9 protein-coding genes are annotated in these 13,802 nt (G+C 48.7%); 2 read left to right on the forward strand and 7 right to left on the reverse strand.

Annotated features, from left to right (window positions below):
• The 4 genes from ACTHTQ_RS03300 to ACTHTQ_RS03315 all read right to left on the reverse strand — a co-directional run bounded on the left by ACTHTQ_RS03300 (position 1) and on the right by ACTHTQ_RS03315 (position 7,448).
• Complete coding sequence (locus ACTHTQ_RS03300; protein ID WP_049328380.1) at positions 1 to 1,242, reverse strand: type II secretion system F family protein; 1,242 nt, start codon at positions 1,240 to 1,242, stop codon at positions 1 to 3.
• A 79-nt stretch (positions 1,243 to 1,321) separates the two neighbouring features.
• Complete coding sequence (gene pilB / locus ACTHTQ_RS03305; RefSeq protein ID WP_070749190.1) at positions 1,322 to 3,001, reverse strand: type IV-A pilus assembly ATPase PilB; 1,680 nt, start codon at positions 2,999 to 3,001, stop codon at positions 1,322 to 1,324.
• Between the two features lie 403 nt (positions 3,002 to 3,404).
• A complete protein-coding gene (gene carB / locus ACTHTQ_RS03310) occupies positions 3,405 to 6,620 on the reverse strand; it encodes a carbamoyl-phosphate synthase large subunit (RefSeq protein ID WP_440363086.1) in 3,216 nt (1,071 codons plus the stop codon).
• A gap of 45 nt (positions 6,621 to 6,665) precedes the next feature.
• Positions 6,666 to 7,448 carry a hypothetical protein gene (locus tag ACTHTQ_RS03315; protein ID WP_314912390.1) on the reverse strand — a complete coding sequence of 261 codons (783 nt, stop codon included), beginning with the start codon at positions 7,446 to 7,448 and terminating at the stop codon, positions 6,666 to 6,668.
• Here ACTHTQ_RS03315 and ACTHTQ_RS03320 point away from each other — a divergent pair.
• Positions 7,437 to 7,643, forward strand: a complete 207-nt coding sequence (locus ACTHTQ_RS03320) for a hypothetical protein (RefSeq protein WP_440363087.1) — start codon at positions 7,437 to 7,439, stop codon at positions 7,641 to 7,643. The two genes, ACTHTQ_RS03315 and ACTHTQ_RS03320, sit on opposite strands and share 12 nt — an antisense overlap.
• A 364-nt stretch (positions 7,644 to 8,007) precedes the next feature.
• Here the strand turns inward: ACTHTQ_RS03320 and ACTHTQ_RS03325 are convergent, their stop codons facing one another.
• The 3 genes from ACTHTQ_RS03325 to carA all read right to left on the reverse strand — a co-directional run bounded on the left by ACTHTQ_RS03325 (position 8,008) and on the right by carA (position 10,092).
• Positions 8,008 to 8,397: an endonuclease domain-containing protein gene (locus ACTHTQ_RS03325; protein WP_440363088.1), complete on the reverse strand. Its 390-nt coding sequence runs from the start codon at positions 8,395 to 8,397 to the stop codon at positions 8,008 to 8,010.
• Between the two features lie 171 nt (positions 8,398 to 8,568).
• Positions 8,569 to 8,826 (reverse strand): SemiSWEET family transporter, encoded by a 258-nt coding sequence (locus ACTHTQ_RS03330; protein WP_016687622.1) that lies wholly within the window; start codon positions 8,824 to 8,826, stop codon positions 8,569 to 8,571.
• A 135-nt stretch (positions 8,827 to 8,961) separates the two neighbouring features.
• Positions 8,962 to 10,092 carry a glutamine-hydrolyzing carbamoyl-phosphate synthase small subunit gene (gene carA / locus ACTHTQ_RS03335; protein WP_440363089.1) on the reverse strand — a complete coding sequence of 377 codons (1,131 nt, stop codon included), beginning with the start codon at positions 10,090 to 10,092 and terminating at the stop codon, positions 8,962 to 8,964.
• Between the two features lie 394 nt (positions 10,093 to 10,486).
• Here carA and pilC point away from each other — a divergent pair, with 394 nt between their 5' ends.
• The gene (gene pilC / locus ACTHTQ_RS03340; RefSeq protein WP_440363090.1) at positions 10,487 to 13,705 is read left to right on the forward strand and encodes a PilC family type IV pilus tip adhesin; all 3,219 of its coding nucleotides are present in this window, start codon (positions 10,487 to 10,489) and stop codon (positions 13,703 to 13,705) included.
• Positions 13,706 to 13,802: the final 97 nt, after the last annotated feature.

Below are 13,802 nucleotides of genomic sequence, written 5' to 3' on the forward strand. Positions count from 1 at the left end.
TCAACCTACGACATTACCCAAGTTAAACAGCGGCAGATACATGGCAATCAGCAAGATACCGATGAGCGAACCCAATACCACCATGATGATAGACTCCATCAAGTGAGACAATCGGGAGACGGAGTTGTCTACTTCATCTTCGTAGAATTCGGCAGCTTTGTTCAGCATATCGTCCAAAGAGCCTGACTCTTCGCCGATGGCCGCCATTTGGATCACCATATTGGGGAACATATCCGTACTTTGCATACTGGATGTCAGCGACAGACCTTGGGTTACCTTGGCGCGGATGTCTTGAGTGGCTTCTTCATAGAGAATATTGCCGGATGCGCCTGCAACTGAATCTAATACTTCCACCAAAGGAACGCCGGCTGCGAAGAGGGTGGAAGTCGTACGCGCCCAACGGGCAATGGTTGCTTTACGGACGATGGCGCCAAAAACAGGGAGTCTCAAAATCAGAGCATCGATTCGTTTTTGGAAGGTAGGCGATTTTTCATGGAGTTTGTACAGGCCGAAGGCGGAAACAATCAAAAGGATGATCATAATCCAGCCATAGTCGACGAATAAATCGGACAAACTCATGACAAGTTGGGTAAGCCTTGGCAGCTCTGCACCCATATTGGCATAAACTTCTTTAAAGGCAGGCAGTACAAACATCATCATGATGAAGATAAGCGCAACCGCCACCACGATAATGGCAATCGGGTAGGTCAGTGCGGTTTTGACTTTTTTCTTAATGGCTTGGGTTTTTTCTTTATAGACAGCCAGTTTGTCCAATAAGCTTTCCAGTACGCCGCCGGACTCGCCTGCGCTAACCAGATTACAATAAAAGCGGTCGAAATATTTTGGATATTTGGAGAACGATTTACCCAATGCGCTACCTTGTTCGACATCGGAGCGAACCTGCATCAGCATTTCGGTCATGCTCGGATTGGAGTGGCCGCGCGCAACGATTTCAAAAGCCTGCATCAGCGGTAAGCCTGCCTTCATCATCGTTGCCAGTTGGCGGGTGAACACTGTAATGTCTTCTTGGGTAATACGGCGTTTGCGTGCGGTTTTAACTTTGCTGATACGCAAAGGACGAATGCCTCTGCGTTGGAGTTTCTTGCGTGCTTCTTCTTCGTCTTTGGCAACTACTTCACCATGGACAAGACGTTCGGTCTCGGTATTTTTTCCTTCAAAAGTAAAACGCTTGCCTTTGCTTCTTGAGCCGAACAGACTTCTTTTTTGCTCTGCTTGAGCCATGTGTTATCCCTTGTTAGTAAGAAATAAAGCGGACTGTTTCCCCGTGCCGCTTTATTTTAATTTTCGAAAATATGGCAGTTTAGTCATTGGTATGAGCAGTCACTTCTTCCAACGAGGTCAGGCCTTGCATGACTTTCATGAGGCCGGCGCGACGCAAGTCTACCATGCCTTCCTGATAGGCCATGTTCATGATATCAACTTCTGTACCGTTGTTCATAATGACTTTTTGCATTTCATCGCTGACCGGCATGACTTCATAAATACCGACGCGGCCTTTAAAGCCTTTGCCGCGGCAGCTGTCGCAGCCAACCGGGCGGTAGAGTTTCCAATCTTGAGCCAAGTCCGTATCGGTAAAGCCGGCTTTTTTCAATGCCGGAACCGGCGGGCGTTCAACTTCGCGTTTGCAGTTTGGACACAGTCTGCGCAACAGCCTTTGCGCCATAATCAGGCTGACCGAGCTGGCGATATTGAAAGGCGCTACGCCCATGTTCAAAAGGCGGGACAGCGTGGCCGGTGCATTATTGGTATGCAGGGTTGAGAAAACCATGTGGCCGGTTTGGGCGGCTTTAATGGCGATGTCGGCGGTTTCCAAGTCCCGAATCTCACCGACCATAATAATATCAGGATCTTGACGTAAGAAGGATCGGAGGGCAGCAGCAAACGTCAGGCCTTGCTTTTCATTGACGTTAACTTGGTTGACACCCGGCAGATTAATCTCGGCCGGATCTTCTGCAGTTGAAATGTTCACATCTTCCGTGTTCAAAATACTCAGGCAGGTATAGAGCGAAACGGTTTTACCAGAACCTGTCGGACCTGTAACCAATACCATGCCGTAAGGGCGGTTGATGGCCTCAAGCAGCATTTCTTTTTGGAAAGGCTCTAAACCGAGCTGGTCGATATTGAGCGATGTCCCATCGGAATTTAGGATACGCATCACCACTTTTTCGCCAAACAATGTCGGCAACGTGCTGACACGAAAGTCAATCGGACGGCCGTGTTTATGGAAGGCAATTTGAATTCTGCCGTCTTGAGGAATACGTTTTTCGGAAATATCCAAACGCGCCATCACTTTGATACGTGATGCCAACTGGCCGCGTACTGCGACAGGAGGCTGTACGACTTCACGCAACTGCCCGTCCACGCGGAAACGAACGCGCGCCATTTGTTCGTAGAATTCAAAGTGGATGTCCGATGCGCTCGCGTTCAGGGCATCGGATAAGGTTTTATGGATGAAGCGGGGGATTGGACCGTCTTCAGCCTCTTCATTGTCGATATAAAGCGATTGCGATTGTTGCGTTGCTTCATGTTCGTCGTTGATTTCTTTCAGAATGGTGGTCGAACGTTGACCCAGCCATTCCAGCAATGAGCTGAGCTGGTCGTCTGGAACTACTACCAAGTCGACATTTAAACCTGAAGCAAAAGCAATTTTTTGAAATTTTTGGATTTGGGTCGGATCGGATACGGCGAAATAAACCTTGCGTCCGCGTTTGAAAATCGGAATGCAACGGTTTTGCACCATTTGCTCTTCCGTCAGAATGTCGCTGACTACATTATTGCGCGGGTAGTAGCGCAAATCCAAAAGGGGATAGCTGAATACGCGCGCAACCAACTCTCCCAAAGCTTTAGGGGAGATGATGCCGTCTGAAAACAGGTTGGGCAGGATTTCTTTGCCCGATTGTAAAAGGCTGTTGTAATGTTCCGCTTGTTGATTTGAGATGGTTTGGCTTTGAACCAAAACACGCAATAATCCGACACTCATTTTATTTTCCGTTTCTTGTGCAGTTTTCCCTTTAATTTAGAGGAAAGCCGTATTATTTTATCATTATTATGATTAAAGCATATATTTAATTATGCAAATCTGCTTAAGTTGCAAAGACATGCTTCTGCTTTAATTGTATTTTTATTTCAGACGGCCATTATAAAGCAAGGAGAATAGGCGTTAAACTCGATATTTTTGGATTATGGTGAAAAAACAACAATTTTGTCGTATGAATCCAATCAATAACGAAATTATATTTCATGTTGCTATTGCTTGTTTGGAGATGGCAGAAAAGGTTGTTTTGATGGACAGACGGTTGGAATTTGAAATATGAAAAGGCCGTCTGAAACTGAGCAATCAGGTTTCAGACGGCCTTTTAGCTATTTAAATCCGATAGGATTGATTAGGCTTTGTTTTTCAGACGGCCATGCAATTCCTGTACGCTGTACACGCCCAGGTGATCGCGGCTTTTTGCGCCTTCGCTCATGGCTTCGCCGCCGGCGATGGTGGTGTATTGCGGCACGCGTTGGGTGAGGGAGGTGCGGCGGATGCTGTGGCTGTCGGAAATGGATTGTGCCGAGCTGCTGACAGTGTTGACTACCAGCGCGATTTCACCGTTTTTAATTGCGTCCACGATGTGCGGGCGGCCTTCCTGCACTTTGTTCACCGCTTGCACGATGATGCCGTGCTCTTTCAGGTATTCGGCGGTGCCGCGTGTGGCGCAGACGCCGTAGCCGAGTGCTTGGAAGTTTTGCGCGGTTTTGACGATGAGCGGTTTGTCTTCGTCGCGCACGGCGAGGAAGATTTTGCCGGTCGGGTTCAGGCGTTCGCCTGCGCCGAGTTGGGCTTTGTAGTAGGCTTCGCCGAAGGTTGCGCCCACGCCCATCACTTCGCCGGTGGAGCGCATTTCCGGGCCCAAAATTGTATCCACGCCGGGGAATTTGATGAAGGGGAACACGGCTTCTTTAACGGCATAGAAATCGGGGACGACTTCTTTTTCCACGCCTTGCTCTTGCAGGGAAATGCCTGCCATGCAGCGCGCGCCGACTTTGGCGAGCGGTACGCCGGTGGCTTTGGAGACGAAGGGGACGGTACGGCTGGCGCGCGGGTTCACTTCCAACACGAACACCACGCCGTCCTGCACGGCAAACTGGACGTTCATCAGGCCGACCACGCCCAGCGCGTAGGCCATGGCTTTGGTTTGGCGGCGGATTTCGTCTTGGATTTCTTCGCTGAGCGAGTAGGGCGGCAGCGAGCAGCCGGAGTCGCCGGAGTGGATGCCTGCCTGTTCGACGTGCTGCATGATGCCGCCGATAACGACGTCTTTGCCGTCTGAAACGCAGTCCACATCGACTTCAATCGCGTTGTTCAGGAAGAAGTCGAGCAACACGGGGCTGTCTTCGGATACCTGCACGGCTTCGCGCATGTATTTTTGCAACTCTTCGGCGGAGTGGACGACCTGCATGGCGCGGCCACCGAGGACGTAAGACGGACGCACGACGAGCGGATAGCCGATTTCTTCGGCTTTGACGAGCGCTTCTTCTTCGTTGTGGGCGATGCGGTTGGGCGGTTGGCGCAGGCCTAAGTCGTTCAACACTTTTTGGAAGCGTTCGCGGTCTTCGGCGGCGTCGATGCTGTCGGCGGATGTGCCGATGATGTTTACGCCGTTTTCAACCAGCGCGTTGGCGAGTTTGAGCGGGGTTTGGCCGCCGTAATGCACAATCACGCCCCACGGGTTTTCGGTGCGGACGATTTCCAACACGTCTTCCAGCGTCAGCGGCTCGAAATACAGGCGGTCGCTGGTGTCGAAGTCGGTGGACACGGTTTCGGGGTTGCAGTTCACCATAATCGTTTCAAAACCCGATTCGCGCAGGGCAAGCGCGGCGTGAACGCAGCAGTAGTCAAACTCGATGCCTTGACCGATGCGGTTCGGGCCGCCGCCGAGAATCATCACTTTTTTACGGTCGGAAGGACGCGCTTCGCATTCTTCTTCGTAAGTAGAGTAGAGGTAGGCGGTTTCGGTGGCGAACTCGGCGGCGCAGGTATCGACGCGTTTATAGACAGGATGCAGCTTCAGCGCGTAGCGGTGTTCGCGCACTTCTTTTTCTTTTACGCCTAAAAGCTGCGCGATGCGTTTGTCGGAGAAGCCTTTGCGTTTCAGACGACGTAAGGCGGCGAAATCCAAATCTTGCAGGCAGCCTGCACTTACCTGCTGCTCTTCTTTCACCAAGTCTTCGATTTGCGCCAAGAACCAAGGGTCGATGGCGCAGATTTCGTGGATTTCTTCCAGCGTGAAGCCCGCGCGGAATGCGTCTGCCACAAACAGCATACGTTCGGGGCCGGGGTTCGCCAGTTCGCGGCGGATTTCCGCTTTGTCGGAGCTTCTCGGATTGAAGCCGCACAAGCCAGTTTCCAAGCCGCGCAGGGCTTTTTGGAAGCTTTCCTGAATGGTGCGGCCCATCGCCATCACTTCGCCCACCGATTTCATCTGCGTGGTCAGGCGGTCGTCTGCGGCGGGGAATTTTTCAAACGCGAAACGCGGGATTTTGGTTACCACATAGTCGATGGAAGGCTCGAACGACGCGGGCGTACGGCCGCCGGTGATGTCGTTGCGCAACTCGTCCAGCGTAAAGCCGACTGCCAGTTTCGCCGCCACTTTCGCAATCGGGAAGCCCGTCGCTTTGGAAGCCAGCGCGGACGAACGGCTCACGCGCGGGTTCATCTCAATCACAATCATCTCGCCGTTTTCAGGGTTCACCGCAAACTGCACGTTCGAGCCGCCCGTGTCCACGCCGATTTCGCGCAATACCGCTAAGCTTGCGTTGCGCATGATTTGGTATTCTTTGTCCGTCAGCGTTTGCGCCGGCGCAACCGTAATCGAGTCGCCCGTATGCACGCCCATCGGGTCGAAGTTTTCAATCGAGCAAATGATGATGCAGTTGTCGTTCTTATCGCGCACCACTTCCATCTCGTACTCTTTCCAGCCGAGGACGGACTGCTCAATCAGCAGCTCATGCGTGGGCGACGCATCGAAACCGCGTTCGCAAATCGCCAGAAACTCGTCTTTATTGTAGGCAATGCCGCCGCCCGAACCGCCCATGGTGAAAGACGGACGAATCAGCGTCGGGAAGCCGACCTGTTCTTGCGCTGCCAAGGCTTCGTTCATCGTGTGGCAGACAAAAGATTTCGGGCAGGAGAGACCGATTTTCTCCATCGCTTCCTTAAAGCGACCGCGGTCTTCCGCCTTGTCGATCGCGTCTTCCGTCGCGCCGATTAATTCGACATTGTATTTCGCCAGTACGCCGTTGCGCGCCAAATCCAGCGCACAGTTCAGCGCGGTCTGGCCGCCCATCGTGGGCAGAATCGCATCGGGCCGCTCCTTGGCGATAATCTTCTCCACCGTCTGCCACATAATCGGCTCGATGTAGGTAACATCCGCCATTTCAGGGTCGGTCATAATCGTGGCGGGGTTGGAATTCACCAGAATGACTTTATAGCCTTCTTCACGCAAAGCCTTGCAGGCCTGTGCGCCCGAATAGTCAAATTCGCAGGCCTGACCGATAACGATAGGGCCGGCGCCGATGATAAGGATGGATTTTAGGTCGGTACGTTTGGGCATGGGGGGTCTCTTTTCAAGTTATTTAATTTGAATTAAATGCTGTAATTAATAAGAAACATGTTTAGGTATTAATTTAATCTGTTTGGGATTACTTTTCAAATTACAGTTGAGCTTCTTGGTTTTATCATTCGCCCATTTGCTTAATTTTTCATAAAATAATCTATCGTTATTTAGCAAGCAGGACAGATCTTCAATTTTTTTGTCATTGGAAATGTTTTTAAGAAAATATTTCTTCAATTTCTTTACTTTGTATGTCTCAAACAAAGAGAAATACTTTCGATTACAATATGAAATATCTTTCTTGTCAGATATTATTAACCAAGCTGCTATTTCATTAATTTTTTTATCAACTATTTTCCCATTTATTTCTGAATCAATAAATTCTACCATTTTTAGTAATAATTTATATTTATCAGAGTTTGATGAACCATTAGGCAAAATATACTTTGGATCTATTTCATTACTATTTGGATTTGAACCATCAACATCATAAAGTACATCTGTTTCATCAAGAGGAGTTAGCTGGTCGCATTTCAGTGGATTTGATACTGGTCCATTCCAATCACATATGAGTTTTGCTCCTCGATTCTCAATCTGATGATTTAGAACCTCTCCTTTTGAACCAAGGAAATTCATCCCACAGTCAATATTATATGGATCAGTTGTTTGATTTCCCCAGCGCACTTTTCCGCTATCACCATGATAATATTCGCCTGCGCATGAATTGAATATTCCATCTATTGCTATAAATAATGCACTTTCAGGTTGTGTTTTATGAATCAAACCACAAATGTTTTGAACAGTTCTTGAGTTAATATGTTGATTCACGACTTCTCCTTATTTATCAAAGCAGGCAAGCCGAAGCTTGCATATAGGATGTATGCGGTACGCCCGCACGCGCTCCCCATTTTCCCTATAATCTCAACCCACCGCGTGCGTGCCTTGCGGCACACACCCTACCTGTGGGTTCAAAGGCCGTCTGAAAAAACGCTTGCGGCGTTTGTTCCATCTGCCTTGCGATAAAGGCTACCTGAAAAATTCCTGCCGTTGATATTTCAGGCATTCTTTTTCAGACGACCTGCAACGCCTTAATCTGCTGTAACCTGCTCCCTCCCCCGTGGGGGAGGGCTGGGGAGAGGGCATTCCCCGAATTGCAGTAACCTTTCCCACCACCCTAACCGCCCCAATACAAGCCTTGCGGCTTGTTACCCTCTCTCTAACTCTCTCCCACGAGGAGAGAGGACGGGGTGGCTGTTCGGTTTAAGGGTTCTGCAAGAAAAACAGGTTGTGCAGGCTGCTTTTTGCTTTTCAGACGACCTTTATAAACGCTCAATTCAGGCAGCTTTACACTATTATTTTCAAAAATCCAATCAAAATCAGCCATCTGCTACTGTGCAGGCTGCTTTTCCAATTCTTGTAACACGCGCAGGATTTCCGCCAGCACATCGTTTGTCTGCTGCAAAATTTCGTGGTTCCAAAAACGCAGCACGGTAAAGCCCAGGCTGTTGAGATGTGCCGTTCGCGCGTGGTCGTATGCGGCTTGTTCTGTATGTTGCCCGCCGTCTGCTTCGACAATCAACTTGGGCGTTACGCACATAAAATCAACAATATAGTTTCCAATCGGTTGCTGGCGGCGGAATTTATAGCCGTTCAGACGGCCTGCTCGCAGGTGCTGCCACAATTTTGCTTCCGCCTCGCTCATTTCTTGACGCATGGCTTTGGCGCGTTGGCGCAGGGCGGGGTTGTCGGCGGTCAATAGTTTTTCGGGCGGGTTCATTTTTGTTATCGGGGGTGTTTGTGCAAGCCTTGCGGCTTGTTGCCCTCTCTCTAACTCTCTCCCACGGGAGAGAGGATGGGGTGGCTGATTGAATTAAATGTTGCGGCAAAACAATCTTTTTTCAGACGACCTTTTACGTTTTTATTTTGCACAGACCGTCTGAAAACTTCCTTAAAAGCTGGTGATAAAGGTAATCAAGCCCAAAATGATACCGGGGGCGTTTGCCAGCATGACGGGGTAGTCGCGTTTTTCTTTCAAAAAGCCGTAGGCAACCCATAATGTGCAGTTGATGGCGGCGACGAGGGGTTGCAGCGGCGAGCCGGGGTTGCCCGCGAGGTTGTTTTGGATTTGTGGGATATAGGAAACGTACATGCCGACGGCGGTCAGGGTGGCGACGACGGAAAGAATGCGCATTTGCTTTTCTGTCATGGTTCTTCCTTTCTGATTCGAGGGTTGGGTTTCAGACTGTGTAGATGTTGAGAGAGTCTGAATTTATATTTTTTGAGGTTTGGTTTTCAGACGGCCTGTTGTTGAGTTGAATGTGGCCGTCTGAAAAAATCAGCTTTATTGTTTGGCAGCCTTGATATTGTCAATGAATTTATCAAACAGATAGCCGACATCTTGCGGGCCGGGGCTGGCTTCGGGGTGGCCTTGGAAGCAGAACACGGGTTTGTCTGTCAGTTCAATGCCTTGCAAAGTATTGTCGAACAAGGATTTGTGGGTAATGCGTGCGTTGGCGGGTAGAGTGTCGGCATCAACGGCGAAACCGTGGTTTTGGCTGGTGATGATGACTTTGCCGCTGTCCAAATCTTGTACCGGGTGGTTGGCACCGTGATGGCTGAAGCGCATTTTCAGGGTTTTTGCGCCGATGGCGAGGCTGATGAGCTGGTGTCCCAAGCAGATGCCGAAGATGGGTTTGCCGCTTGCCATCAGTTTTTGTACGGCTTCGATGGCGTAGGTGCATGGCTCGGGGTCGCCGGGGCCGTTGGAGAGGAATACGCTGTCAGGGTTGAGTGCCAACACGTCTTCCGCGCTGGTTTGGGCTGGGACGACGGTCAGGCGGCAGCCGCGTGCGGCGAGCATACGCAAGATGTTGGTTTTCACGCCGAAATCGTAGGCGACGACGTGGAACGGTTGTTCGGCAGGGGTAACGAAACCTTTGCCCAGCGCCCATTCACCTTCGGTCCATTCGTAGGCTTCTTTGCAGGAAACTTCTTTCGCCAAATCTTTGCCGACCATGCTGCCGAACGCGGCGATGAGTTCTTGCGCTTTTTCAGCCGTGGCGTCTGCACCGGTCAGAATCGCGCCTCCTTGTGCGCCTTTTTCACGCAGCAATGTGGTCAGGTGGCGGGTGTCGATGTCGGCGATGGCGACGGTTTTGTTGCGCACCAGATAGTCGTGCAGGCTTTCGGAGGCGCGGAAGTTGCTGTGCAGCAACGGCAGGTCGCGGATAATCAAGCCTGCGGCATAAACGCTGCGGCTTTCTTCGTCTTCGGCGTTGGCGCCGGTGTTGCCGATGTGGGGGTAGGTAAGGGTAACGATTTGTTTGCAGTAGGACGGGTCGGTCAGGATTTCCTGATAGCCGGTCATGGAAGTGTTGAACACGACTTCGCCGGAAGTCGAACCTTCGTAACCGATTGATGTGCCGTGAAATACGCTGCCGTCAGCGAGAACGAGAAGAGCCGGAGTGGTCATGATGGAATCCTGTTTGCCTGATGATGGTCGGTTCGAAAAAAATGGGTCAGGCCGTCTGAAAAATAAAAATTGTTTACAAAAAAGACAGCCTTCGGAAATCTCGGCTAAAAAAAAACACGCTCCGCAGCTTTGATTTTGCTGTGTAACGTGCTTTTTCAGACATAGCTGCCTATGCCGTAGAAGCAATGCATTCTACGTCAAAAAGCCATATCGTTCAAGCTGTGTTTTGGCAACGGATTTTCCCTTTACAATCATGAAGTCTGTTTCATTTTCGCCATTGTTCGCCACATTAGACAAAAAAACAGCCCGAACCCCACATAAATGACATCGTAAATGTTAGAATCGCATTCCGAGAAAATAAAAACAACGTCATCATCCGTTAACCGACGATTTTATGAAAAAAGAACGCATTATGAAAAACAAATCTTCACGTTGCCCCGGCTCCATCCGTCCGATGATTTACAGCATCGCCTCCGCGCTCGCCTTGATGAGCGGGGTGGCAAATGCCGCAGCAGGCGAGTTCGCCAAAGTCCCACTGTATCTGCAAAATGAATCTAAAATTAATAAACAGCCCGAAGTTAAACACAACATTATGCTGTTTATTGATGATTCAGGTAGTATGGATGAATATATTGGCAGTAAAACCCGTATTCAGATTACAAAGGATGCGTTAAGTAAAGTTTTGAAGGAACATGGTAGTACATTTAACTGGGCATTGCAGACTTTAAATAATAGCGGTGGGAGCGATACTCCTGATGACAAAGGATTTACCATGCCGGCAACTGAGATTGCCAAAAGGGTAGAAAATATTAAGGCCAAAGGAGGTACGCCGACTACCTCGCGTTATTTCGAGTTGGTCAGTCAAATTGTGATGCCGAATGTGAAATACCGTTGCCAGAAATCATATGTGGTTTTGATGTCTGACGGTGATGCCAATTTGAGCTGTGGTTTGGATAATACAGGATACAAATGGCCTAAGTCTGATTTTAAATATGGGGATTTAAGCCGCTATTCGGATTATTATCGACGAAATATTTCTCTGGAAGAACCAAAGTATAGAGAAGCATATAATTATTTTGGGTATAGGCAGGCGGGTTCTTGTCAGAAGCGGGAATTGGGGGCATATGATACCTCTTGGGATATAGATGATGGCTTAGCTTTCTTCAGTAAAAAACTTGCAGAGCAGGATTTTAAAACCGACGGAACGGATGCTGCAGGTAAAAGCTGGAACGGCGATCCTAAAGATCCTGCCGATTACAGTAAACAACTGGTGCAGACCTTTACCGTAGGCTTCGGGCAAGGTATTTCGCCCTCAGGAAAGAGGTATTTGCAGCTGGCTGCCAGCCACCCCGAGTATTATTATGAGGCAGATAAACCCGAAAGTTTGTCGAAGGTATTTAACGACATTGTAGAGCAGATTAAATCTGGCACGAAAAATGTGGGTTACGACGATGTTGGTGCGACCGCGCCTGCAACGACCAGCAGCAGCCTGCCTGAGATGTCGGCAGTTATCGGTTTGAAAACAAACTCTTGGAGTAGCCAGATTATTTTCCAAAGATTAGGGAAGGATGGTCGTCGTAGTGAAGAATTGAAGCTGTACCCGTCGTTTGCAAACCGTAAAACCCTGATTAATACGGGTTCAAGTACTTATTTTATTAATAATATTCCCAATAATACTTTAAACAATGCCTATTTTGATATTGCAGATGCAGCTAATGGTAAAAATTCGGATGAATGGCGTGATTTGCTGAATTGGACGGGGCGTATCGGTGATGATAAATCAATACAAGATAAATCAAAAAACACACCGTACAGTCAAGTTTACCGTATTCGGGAAGGTGATCAGCGTGATTTGGGCGATATTTTGGACGGTTCGGTTGCTGCTGTCGGTAATAAGGCCAAGTATAAAGTTGGCAACGATACGATCAAGCGTCAGAAATATATGGTTGCGGCTGCGAATGACGGCATGGTGCATTTGTTCCAAACCTCGTCAGATGCAAATCATCCGTATGAACTGAAAGTCAGCTACATCCCTTCGACAATGGAGCGGGATGTCGCAGATGGTAATAATGTGAAGACGGTTACTTTGGCAAAAGTTTTGAAAAATATTGCCAAAGACAGCTATACGTCGTCTATTACCAATCATGAATATATGGTTAACGGCGGATTTACCTTGCGTCAGACTTCTGAAAATGATACTCAGCGCGTATTTATGTTTGGTGCGATGGGTCAGGGTGGTCGTGGTGCCTATGCCCTGAATATCGGCGGTAATGTAGATAAAGCTACCAAAACAGGTTTGGATGTCACTGATACCGAGTGGAATAAAACAGTTCCATTGTTTGAAACCATCAAAGGTGAGGAAAACACATTGGGCTATACCATTGGTACGCCGCAAATTGGGCGTGTCTCGGTCAGCAGACCTGCCGATAACGGACGTGTAGATATAAAAGAAAACATTCGCTATGCAGGTTTTCTTGCCAGCGGTTATCGTGTTGAAGATAAAGCCGATACGAAAAATGAAACAGCATTGTATGTATATGAAATGCTAGGTAAGGAAGTTGGTACAGGCGATAAGCGTGGTAACGGTACAGGTAAAGCACCGGGCGATTTGTTGAAAAAAATCGAAGTTCAAGACGGTGTAGGCGGTCTGTCCACGCCGACCCTTGTGGACACTGATTTTGATGGTGTAATTGATGTTGCGTATGCGGGCGACCGTGGAGGCAATATGTATCGTTTTGACCTGCGCGGCGAAAAACCGGACAACTGGAAGGTTGTTAAAATCTTTACGGGTTCACCCAGCAAACCGATTACCTCCGCACCTGCCGTTTCACGCCGCAGAGCAAACGAATATGTCGTGATTTTCGGTACGGGCAGTGAGATTTATCAAAATGATCTGACCAATAAAGACAAGCAATCTATTTACGGTATTTATGAAGATTTGACACCGAATCAGACCGTAACCGCTGCTTCCGAAAGTGATTTGCAGCAACAAGAGTTTCGTCCTGAAGAAAAAGGAAAAGAAGGCTATATTTATCTAACTAACAACCAGGTTGCCAAAACCCAAAAAGGTTGGAAAATCGATTTGCGTGATGGTGAACGGGTAAACGTCAAACCGACTATGATCTTGCGTACTGCTGTTGTGACTGTGCGTCGCTATGATTCTGTTACAGAGGAAAAATCTGCAGGTGCCGATGTTTGTTTACCAGCAAGTACGAGCGTGAAAACTGCAGCAAAAACTTCGTTCATTGGTGTGAATGCTGATAATGGAGGTGCATTGAACGCACGCAGCGCGCGTTTTACGCCTGATACCGTTATTCGGAAGCTGGACGGCTTTGGTATGCAATACGCCAATGGTTTGACTCAGGATGGGGTTATCAACTTTACCTTCCTCAATCCGAGCAAATTGGATGATTCCCCTGTGACCGCAGACGGGGATTCAGGTGGTACGGGTACGGATAAAGAGCTTTCTGTTACGTCGAGTACGCCAAATAACAAATGCTTCTCCAATAAAGTAACCCGCAGCCTACTGTTAAATAAGGGTGAGTCTCTGGCAGTTGAGGGTGGTCGTATCTGTGGTTTGAAACGTATCAGCTGGCGCGAGCTGTTTTTCTGATTGGTTCGTGCAAACGAATGAAGACCAAGAGGTCGTCTGAAACTTGGAAACAGGTTTTCAGACGACCTTTGTTTTATAGTGGATTAACTTTAAACCA

The organism is Neisseria sp. P0020.S003, assembly GCF_051957095.1.
In the GTDB taxonomy this organism is placed as follows: domain Bacteria; phylum Pseudomonadota; class Gammaproteobacteria; order Burkholderiales; family Neisseriaceae; genus Neisseria; species Neisseria subflava.

What these genes read in the sequence shown, in the direction of transcription:
- ACTHTQ_RS03300 (WP_049328380.1), bottom strand. Translation starts at nt 1,242, where the DNA reads ATGGCTCAAGCAGAGCAAAAAAGAAGTCTGTTCGGCTCAAGAAGCAAA.
- pilB (WP_070749190.1), bottom strand. Translation starts at nt 3,001, where the DNA reads ATGAGTGTCGGATTATTGCGTGTTTTGGTTCAAAGCCAAACCATCTCA.
- carB (WP_440363086.1), bottom strand. Translation starts at nt 6,620, where the DNA reads ATGCCCAAACGTACCGACCTAAAATCCATCCTTATCATCGGCGCCGGC.
- ACTHTQ_RS03320 (WP_440363087.1), top strand. Translation starts at nt 7,437, where the DNA reads ATGTTGATTCACGACTTCTCCTTATTTATCAAAGCAGGCAAGCCGAAG.
- ACTHTQ_RS03325 (WP_440363088.1), bottom strand. Translation starts at nt 8,397, where the DNA reads ATGAACCCGCCCGAAAAACTATTGACCGCCGACAACCCCGCCCTGCGC.
- ACTHTQ_RS03330 (WP_016687622.1), bottom strand. Translation starts at nt 8,826, where the DNA reads ATGACAGAAAAGCAAATGCGCATTCTTTCCGTCGTCGCCACCCTGACC.
- carA (WP_440363089.1), bottom strand. Translation starts at nt 10,092, where the DNA reads ATGACCACTCCGGCTCTTCTCGTTCTCGCTGACGGCAGCGTATTTCAC.
- pilC (WP_440363090.1), top strand. Translation starts at nt 10,487, where the DNA reads ATGAAAAAAGAACGCATTATGAAAAACAAATCTTCACGTTGCCCCGGC.